We start from the raw sequence: 19,486 nt of genomic DNA, 5'->3' as shown, positions 1-19,486 counted from the left end.
TATGGGTCCAGCTTGACATTATCGCATGCCTGTAGCCCCGATCAACCGGCCTGGTCGGGAATCCTGGCCAGTTGCTCCATCCACACGGTCGCTTCCGAGTCGCTCGGTGCGCGCCAGTCGCCGCGCGGCGACAGCGAACCGCCATTGCCGACCTTCGGCCCGTTCGGCACGCAGGAGCGCTTGAACTGGCTGGTCTTGAAGAAGCGCCACAGGAAGATGCCCAGGTTCTTCTTGATCACCGCCAGGTCGTACTGGTTGCGCGCCGGGCTGCCGCCTTCGGGCCACGGGCCTTGCGTGCGGTCGTGCCAGGCGCACCACGACAGGAACGCGACCTTGGTCGGCGTGAAGCCGTAGCGCAGCGTGTAGTAAAGGTTGAAGTCCTGCAGCTCGTAGGGGCCGATGAAATCTTCCGTCACCTGGGCCGGCTTCCCTTCCTCTTTTCCCGTGCCGGTCTTGCCGGGCACCAGTTCCGGGCTGATCTCGGTTTCGAGCACCTTGATCAGCACGTCCGACCCGGTGTCGCCGATCTGCTTCGTGTCGGCTACCCAGCGCACCAGGTGCGAAATCAGGGTCTTGGGCACGCTGGCGTTGACGTTGTAGTGCGACATGTGGTCGCCCACGCCATAGGTGCACCAGCCCAGCGCCAGCTCGGACAGGTCGCCGGTGCCGATCACGATCGCATGGTGGTGGTTCGCCAGGCGGAACAGGTGGCTGGTGCGCTCGCCGGCCTGCACGTTTTCAAAAGTGACGTCGTACTCTTCCTTGCCTTCGGCATACGGGTGGCCGAGGTCTTTCAGCATCTGGATGCAGCTCGGACGGATGTCGATCTCGTGGGCGCTGCAGCCGACCGATTCCATCAGCTCGCGCGCCTGGCGCAGCGTGCGCTCGCTGGTGGCAAAGCCCGGCATCGTGTACGCCAGGATGTTAGCGCGCGGCAGGTTCAGGCGGTCCATGGCCTTGGCGCACACCAGCAGCGCGTGGGTCGAGTCCAGGCCACCGGAGATGCCGATCACGACCTTCTGGTGGCCGGACGATTGCAGGCGCTGCACCAGGGCCTGCACCTGGATGTTGTAGACCTCGGTGCAGCGCTCGTCGCGGCGGCGGCCATCCGCCGGCACGTAGGGGAAGCGCTCGACCAGGCGGTTGAGCGGCAAGTCCCGGTCCAGCGGCAACGCGAGCGCGAAGCGCTGGATGCGGAACTTCGACACCCCATCGGCATGGCGGCGCACCGATTGCGCGAAGGTGGTGGTGTGCATGCGGTCGAGCGACAGGCGTTCCAGGTCGACGTCGGCGACGATGAAGTGCGAGTCCTCGCGGAAGCGCTCGGACTGGGCCAGCATATCGCCCTTTTCGTAGATCATCGACTGGCCATCCCACGCCATGTCGGTAGTCGACTCGCCCATCCCCGCCGAGGTGTACAGATACGCCGCCATGCAGCACGCCGACTGCTGGCTGACGAGCTGGTGGCGGTAGCCGCTCTTGCCCACCACCACGTTCGAGGCCGACAGGTTGACCAGCACGGTGGCGCCGGCCAGGGCCGCGTAGGACGAGGGCGGAATCGGCACCCAGACGTCTTCGCAGATCTCGACGTGGAAGCGGAAAAACGGGATGTTCTCGAGCTCGAACAGCTGCTCCGGCCCGAAGGGAACCCGCTGCCCGAGCAGCTCGATCGCGTCGACCACGGCGTTGTCCGCTGGACTGAACTGCCTGCTTTCGTAAAATTCGCCATAATTGGGCAGGTAGCTCTTCGGAACCGCGCCCAGGATGCGGCCGCCCGCCACCACCACCGCGCAATTGAACAGCACGTGGTCCACGCGCAGCGGCAGGCCGACGATCAGCGCCAGCGGCAAACTGCTCGACGCTTCGACGACCTCGCCCAGGGCATCGACGCAGGCGTCGAGCAGCGCGCGCTGATGGAACAGATCGTCGCAGCTGTAGGCGGACAGGCCGAGTTCCGGGAACGCCACCAGCACGGCGCCCTCTTGGGCGGCCTGGTGCGCCAGCGCGATCGTCTCGCGCGCGTTGAAGCTCGGGTCGGCCACGCGCACGCGCGGGCTGGCAACCGCGACGCGGGCGAAGTCGTGGGAATATAGGTTCAAAAATCGCTTGTCCATCGTCTGTCTACTGAGGTCGGAAGTCATCTTGAATTATCGCACGCATATCGTTTCATCTCTTTCCGAAGTCGGGCAGGCGGAATGGGACGGCCTGGTGGCCCTACAAGCGCAGGCCAATCCCTTCCTATCGTATGCCTTCCTGCATGCCCTGCACGAGTCAGGCAGCGCCACGTCCGAGACCGGGTGGCAGCCGCAGTACATCCTGCTGTACGAGCCGGCTCCGGAGGCGCCGGAACCCGGCACCGAGCGCCTGGCTGCCGCCCTGCCCTTGTACGTCAAGGACCATTCCTATGGCGAATACGTGTTCGACTGGGCCTGGGCCAACGCCTACCAGGAGCACGGGCTGGAGTACTACCCCAAGCTGCTGAGCGCGATCCCGTTCACCCCGGTCAGCGGCGCGCGCCTGCTCGCGCGTGACGCGCCCGCGCGCGCGGCGCTGGTCGAGGTGCTGGTCGGGACGCAAAAGGCGACAGACGTCTCATCGACCCACGTACTGTTCCCGCCCGAGGAGCAGGCGCAGCAGCTGCTCGATGCCGGCTTCCTGCTGCGCAGCGGCGTGCAGTTTCACTGGATGAATGCGGGCTATGCCTCGTTCGACGAATTCCTGGCGACGCTGGAACAGAAGAAGCGCAAAAACATCCGCGCCGAGCGGCGCAAGGTGGCGGAAGCTGGCGTGACGATGCGGCGCGTGCGCGGGCCGGACATCACCGAGGAGGAATGGCGGTTCTTTACGCGCTGCTACCGCAATACGTATAAGGAGCATTATTCCAGTCCTTACCTGAACATCGACTTTTTCCGGCGGATCGGGCGGGAGATGCCTTCTAATCTGTTGTTGGTGATTGCCGAACGCGACGGCCGGCCGATCGCGGCGTCGCTGGTGGTGCACGACGAGACGACGCTGTTCGGGCGTTACTGGGGGGCGCTGGAACATGTGCCTTGTCTGCACTTCGAGACGGCGTATTACCAGCCGCTGGAATTCTGCATCGAGCAGGGGATCCAGGTGTTCGAAGGCGGGGCGCAAGGAGAGCACAAGATGGCGCGCGGGTTCTTGCCGACCAAAACGTGGTCGGCGCATTGGCTGGCGCATCCGGCGTTTGCGGATGCGGTGCAGCGGTTTTTGGAGAGGGAGAGCGGGGGGATTGAGGAGTATATCGATGAGCTTAATGATCGGAGTCCGTTCAAGGGCGGGGCTTAAGAGCTGAACTCTATGACAGAATTAGGCGATTCCGTTTCCTCATCCACGGCGATCATCTCTTTTACTACGCTTTGGCGATTGAACCGCCTAGAAAAATAACTATTTATTTACATCAAAGCGCCGATAAAGGTCCTTATCATCCCAGTCATCATCGTATGCGTTAAGAATATCCGCCATTCCCTTTTGCATTTTCCGAGAATAAAATTCTTTATTCTCCGCAAGCGCAAAATCATAAATTTCTTGCCAGAGCAAAACGTGCATACAATAAGCAATTGCCATCCCTGGAAAGAAGCGACTATTTATCGTTTGAGGGCTGCGAAACGATCTAATTATTGCGTTGAGAAATTCAATAATCTCCTGTCGGTTGTGTTGATTTCGAATTAAGAAGTTCAGTAGAATCTCATAGGACGGCTCCAATTCCTCCTCAGAGAGAGTTGGGTCGTTTTCGCTTACCAGCCTCTTGCATACCTCTTCAAACTCAAGCCTCAATAAATTATCAGTCATTTTTTGGCACCCATTTCAATTCGCTATTGCAATAGGCTCTCGCCCAATTTGCTCTGTTTACATTAATCATTATGGATTGACCTTGTCATATCCTGCAATTAACAGCAAAGAACACACCACCGCGCCAGCACCCGCCACGCGGAGCCAAACATTCTATCGTCACCCCAGGCCCTTAAGTGCTTCTAAAGAGGTTATATGATCAAACATTGGCCAATCTTGCCGAACCCGATGCAGTGTTCCAAGCATTAAATCAACAGGCTGGTAGCGCTCTTGGACATCAAGTAACTTATCGAACGGAGCATCAAGTAGCGGGTGCGAAATTTTTGGGTTCTGTAGCCCAATTAGCTGCCTCAGCCTTAATAGCATCAGAATCTCGACCGGGTCCGTATGTGCAATAAATCAGCCAATACCCTTGACTCGATCAACATAGGGAAATTGTTACATACCAATATCAAAAAATTTAAATTCTGACATGCAAACACTAATTCATCTTGAATTCATGAAGCAAATATAGCCTAAGAACATCAAGCGCTTGACTTTCTGTCTTGCCCCAAGCGAGTTCAATACGTTTGCCGCGTTCGACATAATAGATTAACCACTCTTCGCCTACTTTATCGATACAGAACGCATCTTCTCTATCGCTATAAAATGCATATGCATCTTCCGGAATTTTCTTTTCAGTTAAATACTTGGTTACTTTCTCGATAGACAAATTCATCATTTTTTCTCCTTTAACGCTTTATCGACCATCTGCTGCTCGACTGAGGTAGACCCGAGCATCACCCGACTGGCGCTGCCATATCAGGCACCTAACAGTACAGCGAATAACAACGTGCCGTTAGCAGAATTAAAAAACTAAACCTTTATATTCTCACGTCTGATCTTTAATTGCTTCTAAGGTGATTGTCTGGTCAAACAGTGGCTAATCTTGCCGAACCCGACACAATGCTCCAAACATTAAACCATCGAGATGGCAGCGCTCCTGGACATCAGTTAGCTTATTGAATCGAGGCGCAAGCAATGGGTGCGACAGTTGTGGATTCCGCAATCCAATTAGCTGTCTCACCCTGAGTAGCATTAGAATCTCACTAGGGGTTTGCACCAACGCATAGTCACGAAAATCATAATAATTATTAGATGAATCTCGCTTTGTTTGATGCGTATGCAAATCACAAGCAGCAATCAACTATGGAGCAAGGGACGCTGGATCGGGATCACGCTCGTCTTATGCGTAAGATGGCCACTGATGCTCAACAATGCCTTGCAATCTGAAAAGAGCACATGATAAAAGCCTGTCCGGCGATGTTCATTTCATATTGCCACAGTATGTAGTGTTTTCGGGCAACATTTCTTTCGAGTTGTGAAATCCCGACAACATGACTGGTTGCGCTGAATATCGACGGTTTGCAGAGGTCGTACGTCTCGAAAAACTTCAAGCCGCCTGCTCCAGATCGGTGTCGTGCCACCACAATCCCCGGTTGCCGTCGGCCAGCTCACGCAGCAGTTCCCACACCACCCTCACTCTCCGCAGCCGGTACAGATCGGCAGGCGCCGCCAGCCAGAACGAGCGCTCGGCATAAAAACCCGGCAGTGCCGGCACCAGGCGGCCGTCGTCCGGCACCGCGTACGGCGGCGCCATCATCAAGCCCATGCCGGCGGCGGCCGCCTCGATCTGCGCCGTCATGCCCGAACAGCACAAACGGCGGCGCGGTTTGAAGCCGAGTTCGTTGATGTAGGACAGCTCGCGGCTCGCCAAGCGATCCTGGACGTAGTCGACGAAATCGTGGCGCTCCAGGTCGGCCAAGGTCTGGATCGGCGTATGGCGCGCCAGGTAACCGGGCGCGGCGTACAAGTAGAAACGAAACGAAGCCAGGCGGGTGACGACATAGCGGCCGGTCGCGGGCGGGTCGAGCATCACGCCCATATCGGCTTCGCGATTGGCCAGGTTGGCAAAGCTCGGCAGCGCCAGCAAATCGATGGCCAGCTCGGGATGCTCCTGCAGCAATCCGACCAGTCGCGGCGCCACCACGCGCACCCCGAACACTTCCGGCACGCCCAGGCGCACCACGCCATGGGCCGCGACTTCGGTGCCGACGAGCTGCTCGGCGGCCGCCAGCGCGGCGCCTTCCATCGTCTCCGCATGCGGCAACAGCGCCTGCCCCATTTCGGTGAGTTCGTAACCCTCGCGCGAGCGGTCGAACAGCGTCGTGCCGAGCTGGGCTTCGAGCCGGTCGATCCGGCGCGCGACCGTGGTGTGCTCGACGTCGAGCCGGCGCGAGGCCCCGGACAGCGTGCCAACGCGAGCAAGTTCCAGGAAGAAACGTAGGTCGGTCCACTCTGGCAGCGTGTTCATAGACGCGTTGTCCGATGTCAATACAACATATTGTGCACTGGTGCACATTGCCGCTGCAACGTTTTCGGAACCATGGTTGCGTTGCGACAGACCAGCCAAGTTCCGACCTTGCAACCCGCGTTTGCCTCCTTCTGCAGCACACCGGATGGTGCATATAGCTGTGCATTCGTGCACAAAGGGTGGGCGCGATGTTGTCTATTCATTCAATTTCAACCAAGGCACACTTATCCATGCGACACGTACCTGAACGCATAACACCCTACAAAAAACGGAGACATGCAATGCACGCGAGTCAGCACCCGCTGTACACCCCTGTTCGCTCGGCCCCGATTCGATCGGCCATTTCGATCGCCGTCCTGCTGACCCTGTATGGCGGCGGGATCGGCGCCGCCCAGGCACAGGAAGACGGCGCCGCTGGCGCTTCCGCCGCAAGCGGTTCCAAAGAGGACATCAGCAAGGTCGTGGTGACCGCGCGCCGCCGCGCGGAGCTGATCCAGGACGTGCCGGGCGCGGTCACCGCGCTGTCCGGCGCCGAGATCGAAAAACAGGCCCTCCCCGACATCACCGCGCTGACCGAGCGCGTGCCCAACACCACGCTCAAGACTTCGCGCGGCACCAACACCACCTTGACGGCCTTCATCCGCGGCATCGGCCAGCAGGATCCTGTCGCCGGCTACGAGCAAGGCGTCGGCATCTACCTCGACGACGTGTACCTGGCGCGTCCGCAGGGCGCCCTGACCGACATCTACGACCTCGACCGCATCGAAGTCTTGCGCGGCCCGCAGGGCACGCTGTACGGACGCAACACGATCGGCGGCGCGGTCAAGTACGTCACCCGCCGGCTGGCCGCGCAGCCCATGGTCGACGTCAAGGGCAAGCTCGGCAAGTTCGGCGAAAAAGACGCGGTGCTCAAGGCCAGCACGCCGGTGACCGACATCCTGCGCATCGGCGGTACGATCGCCACCTTCAACCGCGACGGTTTCGGCCGCAACGTCGTCAACGGCCACGACAACTACGACAAGGACGTCAAGGCGGCCCGCGTGAGCGCCGAGCTGACCCCCAACGGCGACCTGTTCGTACGCTTCGCCAGCGACCGTACGGTGGACGATTCCGAACCGCGCCAGGGCTACCGCCTGACCGCGGGGCCGGCGCCGGCCAGCGTCGCGCCCTTGTCCGGCCTGTACGACACCCGCGCCAACCTGTACTCGGTCGAAGACCACAAGCAGCAGGTGATCAACCAGGGCAGCTCGCTGCTGGTCGAATACACGATAGCCCCGACCCTGACCGTGAAATCGATCAGCGCGATCCGCAAGTCCGAATCGCATGCGCCGATCGATTTCGACTCGCTGGAAACCACGCTGTTCGAAGCCCCGACCGTCTACAGCGACAACCAGAAGAGCCAGGAATTCCAGCTCACCTACACCGGCTCCAAGCTGCAGGGCGTGGCCGGCGTGTACTACATGAAGGCCAACGCCTTCAACAAGTTCGACGTGCTTTACAACGCCGCCGCCGGCCTGTCGCTGCTCACCTACGACGACATCGACACCAAGACCTGGGCCGCCTATGCCGACGCCAGCTACAGCTTGACCGACACCTTCCACATCGACGTCGGCGGCCGCTGGACGGACGACCAGCGCAGCGCGCGCATCTTCAAGGCGAGCTACCTCGGCCTGAAGGGATCGCCCCCGCTGGGCAATACCGCCGCGATCCAGTTCGGGCCGGCGAACACCGACATGAGCAAGGATCAGTTGGACCGCACCGACAAGAAGTTCACGCCCAAGCTCGGCATCGGCTGGAAGCTGGCGCCGGAGCACAACGTCTACGCGACCTGGGCCAAGGGCTTCAAGGGCGGCATGTTCGACCCGCGCATGGACCTGGGCGGCAACCCGAACAGCACGACCTCGCTGGCCAAGCGCCGCGGCGTCGATCCGGAAGAGGTCAGTTCGGTCGAACTAGGCCTGAAGTCGTCGATGAACGGCGGGCGGCTGCAGACCAACGCCGCGGTCTTCTACACCGACTACAAGAACGTGCAGATCCCGGGTTCGATCGCGACTTACGATGCCAGCGGCAACGTGACCGGCTTCGCCGGTACGCTGACCAACGCGGGCAAGGCGAAAATCGACGGCCTGGAGCTGGAAGCGATCGCCTATCTCACCAATCAGCTCAGCCTGTCGGCGATGTACAGCCACATCGACGCCAAGTACAAGCAGTGGCTGGTGTCGAACGCGGCCGGCACTGCGCTGGTGGACATCGCCGGCAGCACCGAATTCCAGAACACGCCCAAGAACGCGGCCAACATCTCGGTCAACTACGACTGGCCGTTCGGGGTGATGGGACGCAGCGGCACGCTGAGCCTGACCAACAGCGTCGCCTACAAGAGCAAGGTGTACCAGACCGAGATCGCCCGTGCGACCGGTGTTCCCACGCTGGACGTCACCATCCCCGGCAACCTGATGCTGGCCCAGGGCGGCTACGGCTTGTGGGATGCGGGCCTGGTCTGGAGCAGCGCGGACCGCAAGCTGCAAGTCGGCCTGCATGGCCGCAACCTGCTCGACAAGCGCTACAAGGTGGCCGGGTACAACTTCTCGACCTTCTTCAATTCCGTCACGACGTTCTATGGCGATCCGCGCACCGTGCTGGCCACCGTCGACGTGAAGTTCTGATCGTTCTCCAGGCAAGCCCGAACGGCGTTCCCCGGGGCGCCGGACGGAATAAAAGCAATCGCGACGGGGTCAAATGTCCAAGTACACCGAAATCAGTTTCACCAGCGACGACGGCCTGCGCCTGTCGGCGCGCGACTACGCGGCCGGCGTCCGGGCCGACGCAGCGCCGGGGCACGTGGCGGCGGCGCATCTGCCTGCTCATTTACCGGTTCTTTGCCTGCACGGCCTGACCCGCAACGCCGCCGACTTCGACGAGTTCGCACCACGCATCGCCGCGCTGGGCCGGCGCGTGCTGGCGCTCGACGTGCGCGGGCGCGGGCGCTCGGCGCACGATCCGGACCCGGACAATTACCACCCCGAGGTCTACGCCAACGACGTCGAGACCGTGATGGCCGGCCTGGGCATCGAGCGCGCGGTCTTCGTGGGCACCTCGATGGGCGGACTGATCACGCTGACGCTGGCGGCGCGCAACATCGAGCGCATCGCCGCCGCCGTGCTGAACGACATTGGACCAGTGATCTCCGCCAGGGGCCTGGCGCGCATCGCCGGCTACGTCGGCAAAACCGTGCGCCCGGCCACCTGGATTGAGGCCGCCGGCTTCGTGAAGGACATCAATCGCTGCGCCTTTCCGGACAACCCGGACAGCGAGTGGGACAAATGGGCCAGGCGCGCCTTCGCACCAGGCGATGAGGGCCGCTTGACAGCGCGCTACGATCCGAACATTGCCATTGCCTTCCAGGACGGCAAGCTGCGCCCGACCTCGCTGGCCGCGCGCAAGGCATTTCGCGCACTGACCAGCCAGCGCCCGACCCTGCTGGTGCGCGGCGCCCTGTCCGACCTGGTCGAAGCGCCCCAGGCCGACTGGATGCGGCGTGCGGCGCTTTCGATCGAATACGTCGAGGTGCCGAACGTCGGCCATGCGCCGATGCTGACCGAGCCGGCCGCTTTCGAGGCAATCGTCCGTTTTTTGGCGAAAGTCGATTAAAAAAACCAAGAGAAAAGGAGACGAGATGAAACGCATCAAACCCATGGCCGCGGTCCTGCTGGCCACCTTCGCCGCTGGCGGCAACGCCGTGGCCGCGCCGGACCTGAAAGTGGCCCTGATCGCCGGCAAGACCGGGCCGTTGGAAGCCTATGCCAAGGAAACCGAAACCGGGTTTATGATGGGCCTCGAATACCTGCTCGGCCCCAAGATGGCAATCAACGGCCGCAAGCTGACGGTGATCGTCAAGGATGACCAGGGCAAGCCCGACCTCGGCCGCACGCTGCTGGCGGAAGCCTACGGCGACGACCAGGTCGACATCGCGGTCGGCACTACCTCGTCCGGCTCCGCGCTGGCGATGCTGCCGGTGGCCAAGGAATACAAGAAGGTGCTGGTGGTCGAGCCGGCGGTGGCCGACGAGATCACCGGCGCCAAGCGGAACAAGTACATCTTCCGCAGCGGCCGCAGCTCGATGCAAGATGCGCTGGCGGCCGCCTCGACGCTCAAGAACGGCAGCGTCGCCTTCCTGGCCCAGGACTACGCCTTCGGGCGCGACGCCATCAAGGCCGGCAAGCAGGCGCTGCAGACGACCGGCAGCAAGGCCAGCGTGGTGCACGAGGAATATGCACCGGCCGCCACCACCGACTTTACCGCCCCGACCCAGCGCCTGTTCGATGCGCTCAAGGACAAGCCGCAGCCGCGCGTGCTGGCGATCGTCTGGGCCGGCCCGAATCCGATGAACAAGATCGCGGACATGAAGCCGGAACGCTACGGCATTTCGCTGGCGCCCGGCGGCAACATCCTGCCGATCATGAAAACCTGGAAGGCTTACGCCGGCACCGAAGGTACCACCCATTACTACTATGGCTTCCCGAAGAACAAGATGAACGACTGGCTGGTGGCCGAGCATATGAAGCGCTTCAAGGCTCCGCCAGACATGTTCACCGCCGGCGGCATGGCGGCCGCGAGCGCCGTGGTCGCTGCCCTGCAAAAAGCGCCGTCCGGCAACGGCGACCAGATGGCGGCGGCGATGGAAGGCATGACCTTCGATACGCCCAAAGGCGCGATGACCTTCCGCAAGGAAGACCACCAGGCGCTGCAATCGATGTACCACTTCCGCATCAAGAAGATCCAGCAGAACGAATGGGACCTGCTGGAACTGGTGCGCGAGATCCCCGCCGGCGATCTGCCGCTGCCGGTGACCAACAAGCGCTGACCGCGCTGGGTGACACGTTGGCTGACATCGAGATGATCGTGCACGAGCCCGCCCAGTCGCCTGTCCCGGCCGCCCGGCCGGCTGCCCTGTCAACCCGCGACCTGAGCGCCCGGTTCGGCGGCCACGTCGCGGTCGACGGCGTCACGGCCGAGTTTTACCCCGGCACCTTGAGCGTCATCGTCGGCCCCAACGGCGCCGGCAAGACCACCTACTTCAACCTGGTCTCCGGCCAGTTGGCGGCCACGTCCGGCAGCGTGTTCTTGCACGGCCGGGACGTCACCCGCTTGGGCGCCGCGCGCCGCACGCGCCTGGGCATCGGCCGCGCCTTCCAGCTGACCAACCTGTTCCCGCACTTGTCGGTGATGGAGAACGTGCGCCTTGCGGTGCAGAGCCGCGCCGGCATCGGCATGTCGCTGCTCTCGCTGTGGTCTAGCCACAAGGACGTGATCGCGCGCGCCGAGCGTTACCTGGAGCGGGTCGCCCTGGCGCCCAGGCGCGATGCCCTGGTCGGCACGCTGCCGCACGGCGACCAGCGCAAGCTCGAGGTCGCCATCCTGCTCGCGCTGGAACCCGAGATCATGATGTTCGACGAGCCGACGGCCGGCATGAGCGTCGACGAGGTGCCGGTCGTGCTCGACCTGATCCGCCAGGTCAAGCTCGAGGCCGACAAGACCGTGCTGCTGGTCGAGCACAAGATGGACGTGGTGCGCTCGCTGGCCGACCGCATCCTGGTGCTGCACAACGGCGCGCTGGTGGCAGACGGTCCGCCGCGTGAGGTCATGCAATCGAAAATCGTACAGGAGGCCTATCTTGGCATCACTCAAGCAGCCTGAGCCTATCCTCACCCTCAGCGGCGTGCACACCCATATCGGCCAGTACCACATCCTGCAGGGCGTGGACCTGGCGGTGCAGCGCGGCGGCCTGACCGTGCTGCTGGGCCGCAACGGTGCCGGCAAGACCACCACGCTGCGCACCATCATGGGCCTGTGGCGCGCCAGCAGCGGCGCGATCCGCTTCGAAGGGCGCGACATCACGCGCTTGAACACGCCGGAGATCGCGCGCGCCGGCATCGCTTACGTACCGGAAAGCATGTCGGTGTTCTCGACGCTCACCGTGCGCGAGAACCTGTACCTGGCCGCGCGCGACGGCCCGATGGACATGGCGCGCGTCGATTGGATCTGCGGCTTCTTTCCCGCGCTGAAAAAATTCTGGAACTATCCGGCCGGCTACCTGTCCGGCGGCCAGAAGCAGATGGTGGCGATCGCGCGCGCGATCGTCGAACCGCGCAAGCTGCTGCTGGTCGACGAACCGACCAAGGGCCTGGCCCCGGCCATCGTGCAAAGCCTGATGGCGGCCTTTCGCGAACTCAAGGACACCAGCACCACCATCCTGCTGGTCGAACAGAACTTCAACTTCGTCAAGCATCTCGGCGACGGCGTGAGCGTCATGGACGACGGCCGCGTCGTCCATGACGGCACGATGGCCGGCCTGGCCGCCGACGAGACGCTGCAGCAGCGGCTGCTGGGACTTTCACTGGATTCGCATCAATGACGCAACTCGACACCCGATCCGACGCCAGCGCCACCGTCGTCCGCAGGGCCGCGCCGCCGGCCACCGCCCTGCCCGCCGCGCGCCGCGACGTCGTTCCCCTGCTGCTGGCGCCCATCCTGGCGCTGGCCATGCTGCCCCTGCTCAGCCTGCCGACCTGGATCACGCTGACCGCCGCCGGCCTGGCGATGGGGATGATGATCTTTCTCGTGGCCAGCGGCCTGACGCTGGTGTTCGGCCTGATGAACGTACTGAACTTCGGCCACGGCGCCTTCGTCACGGTCGGCGCCTATACCGCCACGCTGGTGCTGCTGCCGATGCGCGGCTCGCTCGATGCCGACTCGCTCGGCGCCAACCTCGGCGCGCTCGGGCTGGCGGCGCTGCTGGCGATGGCTGTCACGGCGCTACTCGGCTGGGCGTTCGAGCGCGTCGTCATCATGCCGGTCTATGGCCAGCACCTGAAGCAGATCCTGATCACGATGGGCGGCATGATCGTCTCCGAGCAATTGATCAACGTAATCTGGGGCGCCGAGGCCATCCCGCTGCCACTGCCGGCCGCCTTGCGCGGCGCCATCTTCCTGGGCGATGCGCCGGTCGAAAAATACCGTTTGCTGGCGGTGGCGGTGGGCATGCTGGTCTTCGCCGCGATGGTCATGACGCTCAATCGCAGCCGCATCGGCCTGCTGATCCGCGCCGGCGTCGAAAACGGCGACATGGTGGAAAGCCTCGGCTACCGCATCCGGCGCCTGTTCGTCGGCGTGTTCGCGGCCGGCTCGGCACTGGCCGGGCTGGGCGGCGTGATGTGGGGCCTGTACAAGGAAACCCTGTCGGCCAGCATGGGCAGCGACCTGCTGGTGACGGTGTTCATCGTGGTCATCGTCGGCGGCCTCGGCTCGGTCGAAGGCTGCTTCATCGGCGCCGTCCTGATGGCGCTGGTGCAGAACTACGCCGGCTTCCTGGCGCCCAAGCTCAACCTGGTCTCCAACGTCGCGCTGATGATCCTCATCCTGCTGTGGCGCCCGGCCGGCGTGTACACGAAAGGGAAGCTCTGATGCCGATCCGACTCCTGTCCGGCGACCTGCCGCGCAGCCGGCCGCTGTCCGGCGCGCTGCTGCTGATCGCGCTCGGCCTGGCGCTGGCGCCTTTCCTGTTTTCCGGCGCCCGGCCGCTCAACACGGCGGCCACGATCTGCGTGTATGTCGTGCTGGTGGCGTCGTACGACCTGCTGCTGGGCTACACCGGCATCGTGTCCTTCGCCCACACGATGTTCTACGGCATCGGCGCGTATGGCGTGGGCATCGCGCTGGCCAGCAGCGACGAGCCGGGCTGGGCCATCATGCTGGCCGGCCTGGCGCTGGCGCTGCTGCTGACCGTCGTGCTGGCCTTGGTCATCGGCTTGTTCGCGCTGCGCGTGCGCGCGATCTTCTACGCCATGATCACGCTGGCGGTGGCAGCCTCGTTCGGGGTGCTGGCGTCGCAGCTGTCGGACTTCACCGGCGGCGAGGACGGCCGCACCTTCAGCGTGCCCGCGCTGCTCTCGCCCGGCTTCACGCCCCTCGAGCACGCCGTGTTCGGGCGCGTCGTCGACGGCAGGTTGATCACCTATTACATCGTGTTCTTCGGCTCTCTGCTGCTGTTCCTGTTCCTGCTGCGCCTGGTCAATTCGCCGTTCGGCCGGGTGTTGCAGGCGATCCGCGAGAACGAATTCCGCGCCGAGGCGCTGGGCTACCGCACGGTGGTCTACCGCGTGCTCGCCAACGTACTGGCCGCCGTGGTCGCCGCGCTCGCGGGCGCGCTGATGGCCTTGTGGCTGCGCTACGTCGGGCCCAAGACCATGCTCGGCTTCGAGGTCATGACCGACATCCTGCTGATCGTCGTGATCGGCGGGATGGGCACGATGTACGGCGCGGTGATCGGCGCCTTTCTCTTCATCCTGGCCCAGAACTATCTCAAGACGCTGATGGGCCAGGCGTCCGACGCCCTGGCCGGCGTCCCGATGCTGGCCGCGGCCGTGCATCCCGACCGCTGGATGCTGTGGCTGGGCGTGCTGTTCGTGCTCTCGGTCTACTTCTTCCCGATCGGTATCGTCGGCAAGCTGCGCCTGCGCCGGCTGCGCGGCTGATTCCCCTTCCTGTCGAAGCGCCGCACCTGCGCACCCGCACGCGCCTGTACCGCCCAATGCGCCTGCGGGTCCCATGCGGCGCGACTTATGCAATCCAGCTCATCCATTAGCTGAAGATCAATGCTCGTTGTTATCTCAGCCATAAGATGAAGTCGGCAATGGTCTCGTCGTCAGCCAGCGCGAGCGGTCACCATCTTACTGGCTTCCATGAAAGGACTTCCCATGAAAGGGCTTTCCGCGAAAACCATGTGCGCCGCAGCGACACTCTCGCTGGCAGCGCTGGGTTCCACGACGGCGCGTGCGTCCGGGCTGGAAATACTCAACGAAGGGTTCGGCAGTGTCAGCGGGCTGAACGGGTGGGTGCAGGTCAACGACAGCCTGCCGCCGGGCAGCGGCTGGTTGCAGGGTAACCCCGGCCTGTTTTCGGCCCAGGCCGGCGCAGCGGACTCCTACGCCGCCGCCAGCTTCCTCGGCGCCGCCAACGGCAGCGGCACCGTCGACAACTGGCTGATCACTCCGACGCTCGACCTGTACGGCGCCACGGTGCTCGACTTCTTCAGCCGCGGCACCGGGACGCCCGGCTTCAACGACGTGCTCGAAGTGCGCTTCTCGTCCGGCGCGAGCGCCGATCCGTCCAGCTTCACCACCCTGCTCGCCACGCTGGGCGGAAACGGCAATTATCCGTCCAGCTGGCAGCACGACCTTGTCGGCGTCGATTTCACCGGCAGCGGCCGCTTTGCGTTCCGCTACGTCGGCGCCGCCGATTCCCTGAACTATGTCGGCCTGGACACGGTCAGCGTGATAACCGCCATCCCCGAGCCCTCGCACTGGATGATGCTGGCGCTGGGCATGGGCCTGCTGCCGCTGCTGGGCCGCGCTGCGCGCAAATCCTGAGGAGATCGTCATGCCCAAACAAGCCCTGCTCACCCTGAGCGCCGTCCTCGTGCTGTGCGCGTGCGCCACGCTGTCGATCCAGGCCCGCGCCGCGGACCAGGAAGGCATGGTCGTCGTGAAAGACGCTGTCACCGGCAAGATGCGCGCCCCGACACCCGAGGAGATGCGCGCCCTGCGCGCCGCCACGCCCGGCGGCGCCCCCGACGCCGCGATGGGCGCCGCCCGCCCGTCCGCCGCCGCCAGCCTCTCGCGCAGCGACGGTGCCCGCGGCGTGCGCATCGGCGAGTCGCGCATGGTCTACGAAGTCGTCACGCGCGGGCCGGACGGCAAGCTGTCCAGCCAATGCGTGCAAGGCCTCGACGCCGCCGAGCGCGCGCGCTGACCCACCCCGCCGACCAGGCCGCGCACAAGGAGTCCGACCATGAAAGCCGCTGATTTCCCGCTTCGTTTGCCACCGCATCTGCCGCGCCTGAAACACGGCGCCGCCGTGCTCGGCGCTACCGCCCTGCTGTTGGGCGCGGCCCAGGCCCAGGCCGCCGCCACGATCGTGATCGTCAACCAGAACGCGGCGGGGGTCGGCTTCAACGACCCGACCCCGGCCGCGCCGGTCGGCGGCAACAGCGGCACCACGCTCGGCCAGCAGCGCCTGAACGCCTTCCAGTATGCGGCCAGCATCTGGGGCGCGACCTTGACCAGCAACGTCACGATCCGCATCGGCGCCTCTTTCGTGCCGCTGTCCTGCACGGCCACCAGCGCCACCCTGGGCTCGGCCGGCGCCAACGAGATCTGGACCGACTTTCCGAACGCACCGCGCACCAACACCTGGTACCCGAGCGCCCTGGCCAGCAAGCTGGCCGGCGAGGACATTTCCACGCCAGGCGAACCGCACATCGTCGCCCGCTTCAACTCGCGCCTGGGCCTGTTCGCGGATTGCCTGCCCGGTTCTGGCTTCTACCTCGGCCTGGACCAGCAGTTCGGCAGCGGGATCGACCTGGTGACGGTGCTGCTGCACGAATTCGCGCACGGGCTGGGCTTCCAGACCTTCACCGACGACGCCACCGGCGAGGAAATCCAGGGCATTCCGTCGATCTGGGATTACTACCTGCTGGACAATCGCCTGAACCGCACCTGGGTCGAACTCACCGACGCCCAGCGCGCCGCTTCGGCCATCACCTGGCGCGGCCTGTCCTGGAACGGCCCGATCGTGACCGCCAACGTACCGCGTGTGCTGGCGCCGTCCTCGAACCTGGCGGTCTCGGGCGCAGCAGCCGGCCAGGCCGCCGGCAACTATGAAGTCGGCGACGCGTCCTTCGGCCCGCCGCTGGCCAATCCGCCGGTCCAGGGCCAGCTGATGCCGGTGGTCGACCAGGCGGACGGCACCGGCCTGGCGTGCATGCCGCTGAGCAGCCTGAACGCGCTGGCGGTACGCGGGAACGTTGCCCTGGTCGACCGCGGCGCCTGCAACTTCACGGTCAAGGCGCTCAACGTGCAAGCCGCCGGCGCCATCGCCATGGTGGTGGCCGACAACGCACCGGGTGATCCGATCGGTCTGAGCGGCTCCGACCCGACCATCGCGATTCCATCGGTACGCATCACCCAGGCGGCCGGCGTGACGCTCAAGGCGGCGCTGCAGCGGCGCTCGCGCACCCAGTCGGGCGTAGTGGCCAGCCTGGGCGTGAACCCGAACCGCCTGGCCGGCACCGATGCCGCCGGGCGCATCCTGCTGTACACGCCGAGCGAGCTGATACCGGGTTCGTCGGTATCGCACTACACCACCGAGGCCAAGCCGAACCAGCTGATGGAGCCGGCCATCAACGACGACCTGAGCCACCAGGTGACGCCGCCGCGCGACCTCACCTTCCCGCTGCTGCAGGATATCGGCTGGTAATGCGCGGCTGGTAATGAGCGGTTGGTGACGTGCGGCTTGTGATGCGCGGCGCTTCACGCAAACGCCATGACGCGCGGCGGCCATCCGCCGGCCGCGCAAAACAAAAGGGCCGGCGCCCACCAGGCTGCCGGCCCTTCCATGCCGCCCGAGGCCGCGCTGCGATACGACACAGCGCAGCCTCGGGCGGCCGAGTAAAACGATTACTGCTGCTTGCCTTCGTACGCTTTCACGCCGTTGACGATTTCCTGCTTGGCCGCGTCCGGGCCTTCCCAGCCTTCGACCTTGACCCACTTGCCCTTTTCCAGGTCCTTGTAGTGCTCGAAGAAGTGCTGGATCTGGCGCAGGGTCAGCTCGGGCACGTCTTGCACGGTCTGGATGCCGCTGTACAGCGGCAGCAGCTTGTCGACCGGCACGGCCAGCACTTTCGAGTCGCCGCCGGCTTCGTCGGTCATCTTCAGCACGCCGATGGCGCGGCAACGCACCACCACGCCCGGCAGCAGCGGGAACGGGGTCATGACCAGCACGTCGCACGGGTCGCCGTCGTCGGCGATGGTGTTCGGCACGTAGCCGTAGTTGCACGGATAGTGCATCGCGGTGCCCATGAAGCGGTCGACGAAGATGGCGCCCGACTCCTTGTCCACTTCGTACTTGACGGGGTCGCCGTTCATCGGAATTTCGATGACGACGTTGAAATCGTTCGGCACATCGCGGCCGGCGTTGACGTTGTTCAGGCTCATGGGTTGTCCTTGTTTACTGATGGATTGCTGGAAAAACAATAAAGGGGGTAATTATAGCTGCTGGCGATCAAAGCACGGTTGCCAGTGCACACTGCCGATAGTGATGGTTGGCCTCGTCCTGCTGGCCGAGCGCCTCGTGCAGCTGGGCCAGCTTCAGGTGCGCCTCGCGCACATTGTCCGGCTCGGTGGAGTCCGACAGCGCCGCCTCGAGGTAGCGCTGGGCCTTGCCCCACAGCTTCTGGCGCAGGCACAGCACGCCCAGGGTCAGCGCCAGCTCGGCGTCGTTCGGATGCTCGCGCAGCCAGGCTTCGCACTTCTCGATCTGGGCCAGCAGCGTCGGCGAACCTTCCGGCCCGGCGGCGTCGCGGTAGGCGCGCACCACGCGCTCGTCCCAGCCGGCCTTCAAGGCGTCCTCGGCGATCATGCGTGCCTCGTCGTGCAGGCCGCGCGCGTTGAATGCGGCGGCGGCGCGCGCGGCGATGTTCGGCTGCGCGCGGTCGAGCGCCGGGATGCCGGCCCACACGCGCCGGATCGACTCGGCGTCGATGCCGCCTTCGGACAGCAGGTCGTCGTAGGCCATTTCGCGCAGGCGGTTCGACAAGGCCGGATGCAGCGCGTTGCGCTTGTCGAGCGTGCGCACCAGGCGCAGCACTTCCGGCCAGTTGCGTGCCTGCTGGTTGGCCTTCATCGCCCACTGCAGCGCGTGGATGTGGCGCTGGCCGCTGGCGTTCAGTTCGGCCACGGCCTCGAGCGCGCCTTCCGGCTTGTGCTCGTCGACCGCCAGTTCGGTCACCGTCATCAAACGCGCGGTCTTCATCGCGTTGTCGTGGGCGATGCCGGCCAGCCAGGCTTCGCGCCGCGCCGGTTCGCGCATGCGGTGCGCCGCACGTGCGCCGATCAGGGCGGCCAGGCCGGCGTTCTCGGGCAGTTCGGCGGCGCGCATGGCGGCCTTTTCGGCGTGGCCGAAGCGGCCCTCGAACAGGGCTTTCAAGGCATCGCGCAAGCCCTTGTTGGCTTCGCGCTCGCGCTTGCGCAGGCGGTAGGCGGCCACGCGCTGCGGCATGCCGAGCGTCGCGCGCACCGCGCGCACCAGGCCGTACAGCAGCAGGAACAGCAGCGCCGCCAGCACCACGAACAGGTTGAGCGACAGGTCGATCCGGTGCGGCGGGTAGAAGAACACCACGTTGCCGGGATTGAAGCGCGCAGTCACGGCGATGCCGATGGCCGCGGCCATGAGAGCGACTAACCAGAGAAGTAAACGCATCGTTCA

Annotated in this window: 17 protein-coding genes; 11 read left to right on the top strand and 6 right to left on the bottom strand. The window is 64.2% G+C overall.

What is annotated here, in order from left to right; genetic code table 11:
- Positions 1-41: 41 nt before the first annotated feature.
- Positions 42-2,114: an NAD(+) synthase gene (locus tag FA90_RS03195; RefSeq protein WP_036165869.1), complete on the bottom strand. Its 2,073-nt coding sequence runs from the start codon at positions 2,112-2,114 to the stop codon at positions 42-44.
- A 28-nt stretch (positions 2,115-2,142) separates the two neighbouring features.
- Between FA90_RS03195 and FA90_RS03190 the strand changes: the two genes are divergently transcribed.
- Entirely contained in the window at positions 2,143-3,309 is a 1,167-nt protein-coding gene (locus FA90_RS03190) for a GNAT family N-acetyltransferase (protein WP_036173893.1), read from the top strand.
- Between the two features lie 99 nt (positions 3,310-3,408).
- Here the strand turns inward: FA90_RS03190 and FA90_RS03185 are convergent, their stop codons facing one another.
- From FA90_RS03185 to FA90_RS03180, 3 genes are all read right to left on the bottom strand, one after another.
- A complete protein-coding gene (locus FA90_RS03185) occupies positions 3,409-3,813 on the bottom strand; it encodes a hypothetical protein (RefSeq protein WP_036165866.1) in 405 nt (134 codons plus the stop codon).
- A 481-nt stretch (positions 3,814-4,294) separates the two neighbouring features.
- The gene (locus tag FA90_RS26155) at positions 4,295-4,534 is read right to left on the bottom strand and encodes a hypothetical protein (RefSeq protein WP_156116563.1); all 240 of its coding nucleotides are present in this window, start codon (positions 4,532-4,534) and stop codon (positions 4,295-4,297) included.
- Positions 4,535-5,245: 711 nt separating this feature from the next.
- Entirely contained in the window at positions 5,246-6,166 is a 921-nt protein-coding gene (locus tag FA90_RS03180) for a LysR family transcriptional regulator (protein WP_036165864.1), read from the bottom strand.
- A gap of 281 nt (positions 6,167-6,447) precedes the next feature.
- Between FA90_RS03180 and FA90_RS03175 the strand changes: the two genes are divergently transcribed.
- From FA90_RS03175 to FA90_RS03130, 10 genes are all read left to right on the top strand, one after another.
- Positions 6,448-8,829, top strand: a complete 2,382-nt coding sequence (locus FA90_RS03175) for a TonB-dependent receptor (protein WP_081933607.1) — start codon at positions 6,448-6,450, stop codon at positions 8,827-8,829.
- A 73-nt stretch (positions 8,830-8,902) separates the two neighbouring features.
- Positions 8,903-9,814, top strand: coding sequence for an alpha/beta fold hydrolase (locus FA90_RS03170; protein WP_036165861.1), 912 nt, complete (start codon positions 8,903-8,905; stop codon positions 9,812-9,814).
- Positions 9,815-9,839: 25 nt separating this feature from the next.
- Positions 9,840-11,027, top strand: coding sequence for a substrate-binding domain-containing protein (locus FA90_RS03165; RefSeq protein WP_036165858.1), 1,188 nt, complete (start codon positions 9,840-9,842; stop codon positions 11,025-11,027).
- Between the two features lie 38 nt (positions 11,028-11,065).
- Complete coding sequence (locus tag FA90_RS03160; RefSeq protein WP_239700516.1) at positions 11,066-11,860, top strand: ABC transporter ATP-binding protein; 795 nt, start codon at positions 11,066-11,068, stop codon at positions 11,858-11,860.
- On the top strand, positions 11,838-12,578 hold the full coding sequence (locus FA90_RS03155) for an ABC transporter ATP-binding protein (protein WP_036165855.1): 741 nt from the start codon (positions 11,838-11,840) through the stop codon (positions 12,576-12,578). The genes FA90_RS03160 and FA90_RS03155 overlap by 23 nt, the downstream gene beginning before the upstream one ends.
- A complete protein-coding gene (locus tag FA90_RS03150; protein WP_081933606.1) occupies positions 12,575-13,627 on the top strand; it encodes a branched-chain amino acid ABC transporter permease in 1,053 nt (350 codons plus the stop codon). Before FA90_RS03155 ends, FA90_RS03150 begins: the two co-directional genes overlap by 4 nt.
- Positions 13,627-14,697 carry a branched-chain amino acid ABC transporter permease gene (locus FA90_RS03145; RefSeq protein WP_036165852.1) on the top strand — a complete coding sequence of 357 codons (1,071 nt, stop codon included), beginning with the start codon at positions 13,627-13,629 and terminating at the stop codon, positions 14,695-14,697. Before FA90_RS03150 ends, FA90_RS03145 begins: the two co-directional genes overlap by 1 nt.
- Positions 14,698-14,919: 222 nt before the next feature.
- Positions 14,920-15,591 (top strand): choice-of-anchor J domain-containing protein, encoded by a 672-nt coding sequence (locus FA90_RS03140; protein ID WP_156116562.1) that lies wholly within the window; start codon positions 14,920-14,922, stop codon positions 15,589-15,591.
- A 10-nt stretch (positions 15,592-15,601) separates the two neighbouring features.
- On the top strand, positions 15,602-15,973 hold the full coding sequence (locus FA90_RS03135) for a post-PEP-CTERM-1 domain-containing protein (RefSeq protein WP_036165848.1): 372 nt from the start codon (positions 15,602-15,604) through the stop codon (positions 15,971-15,973).
- 39 nt (positions 15,974-16,012) lie between these two features.
- Positions 16,013-17,479 carry a PA domain-containing protein gene (locus FA90_RS03130; RefSeq protein WP_081933605.1) on the top strand — a complete coding sequence of 489 codons (1,467 nt, stop codon included), beginning with the start codon at positions 16,013-16,015 and terminating at the stop codon, positions 17,477-17,479.
- A 200-nt stretch (positions 17,480-17,679) separates the two neighbouring features.
- On the opposite strand, the gene ppa is transcribed toward FA90_RS03130, so the two are convergent.
- Together ppa and FA90_RS03120 are read right to left on the bottom strand one after the other, a co-directional pair.
- Positions 17,680-18,216, bottom strand: coding sequence for an inorganic diphosphatase (gene ppa, locus FA90_RS03125; RefSeq protein ID WP_036165845.1), 537 nt, complete (start codon positions 18,214-18,216; stop codon positions 17,680-17,682).
- A 67-nt stretch (positions 18,217-18,283) separates the two neighbouring features.
- Positions 18,284-19,480 (bottom strand): heme biosynthesis protein HemY, encoded by a 1,197-nt coding sequence (locus FA90_RS03120; protein ID WP_081933604.1) that lies wholly within the window; start codon positions 19,478-19,480, stop codon positions 18,284-18,286.
- Between the last annotated feature and the right edge of the window lie 6 nt (positions 19,481-19,486).

Origin of the sequence: Massilia sp. 9096, from assembly GCF_000745265.1 — a bacterium.
GTDB lineage: Bacteria > Pseudomonadota > Gammaproteobacteria > Burkholderiales > Burkholderiaceae_D > Telluria.
This window is presented reverse-complemented; position numbering and strand designations above follow the sequence as displayed.

Excerpts from the sequence above, each read along its gene's own strand:
- FA90_RS03195 (WP_036165869.1), bottom strand. The coding sequence starts at position 2,114 with ATGGACAAGCGATTTTTGAACCTATATTCCCACGACTTCGCCCGCGTC.
- FA90_RS03185 (WP_036165866.1), bottom strand. The coding sequence starts at position 3,813 with ATGACTGATAATTTATTGAGGCTTGAGTTTGAAGAGGTATGCAAGAGG.
- FA90_RS26155 (WP_156116563.1), bottom strand. The coding sequence starts at position 4,534 with ATGATGAATTTGTCTATCGAGAAAGTAACCAAGTATTTAACTGAAAAG.
- FA90_RS03180 (WP_036165864.1), bottom strand. The coding sequence starts at position 6,166 with ATGAACACGCTGCCAGAGTGGACCGACCTACGTTTCTTCCTGGAACTT.
- FA90_RS03175 (WP_081933607.1), top strand. The coding sequence starts at position 6,448 with ATGCACGCGAGTCAGCACCCGCTGTACACCCCTGTTCGCTCGGCCCCG.
- FA90_RS03170 (WP_036165861.1), top strand. The coding sequence starts at position 8,903 with ATGTCCAAGTACACCGAAATCAGTTTCACCAGCGACGACGGCCTGCGC.
- FA90_RS03165 (WP_036165858.1), top strand. The coding sequence starts at position 9,840 with ATGAAACGCATCAAACCCATGGCCGCGGTCCTGCTGGCCACCTTCGCC.
- FA90_RS03150 (WP_081933606.1), top strand. The coding sequence starts at position 12,575 with ATGACGCAACTCGACACCCGATCCGACGCCAGCGCCACCGTCGTCCGC.
- FA90_RS03145 (WP_036165852.1), top strand. The coding sequence starts at position 13,627 with ATGCCGATCCGACTCCTGTCCGGCGACCTGCCGCGCAGCCGGCCGCTG.
- FA90_RS03140 (WP_156116562.1), top strand. The coding sequence starts at position 14,920 with ATGAAAGGGCTTTCCGCGAAAACCATGTGCGCCGCAGCGACACTCTCG.
- FA90_RS03135 (WP_036165848.1), top strand. The coding sequence starts at position 15,602 with ATGCCCAAACAAGCCCTGCTCACCCTGAGCGCCGTCCTCGTGCTGTGC.
- FA90_RS03130 (WP_081933605.1), top strand. The coding sequence starts at position 16,013 with ATGAAAGCCGCTGATTTCCCGCTTCGTTTGCCACCGCATCTGCCGCGC.
- ppa (WP_036165845.1), bottom strand. The coding sequence starts at position 18,216 with ATGAGCCTGAACAACGTCAACGCCGGCCGCGATGTGCCGAACGATTTC.
- FA90_RS03120 (WP_081933604.1), bottom strand. The coding sequence starts at position 19,480 with ATGCGTTTACTTCTCTGGTTAGTCGCTCTCATGGCCGCGGCCATCGGC.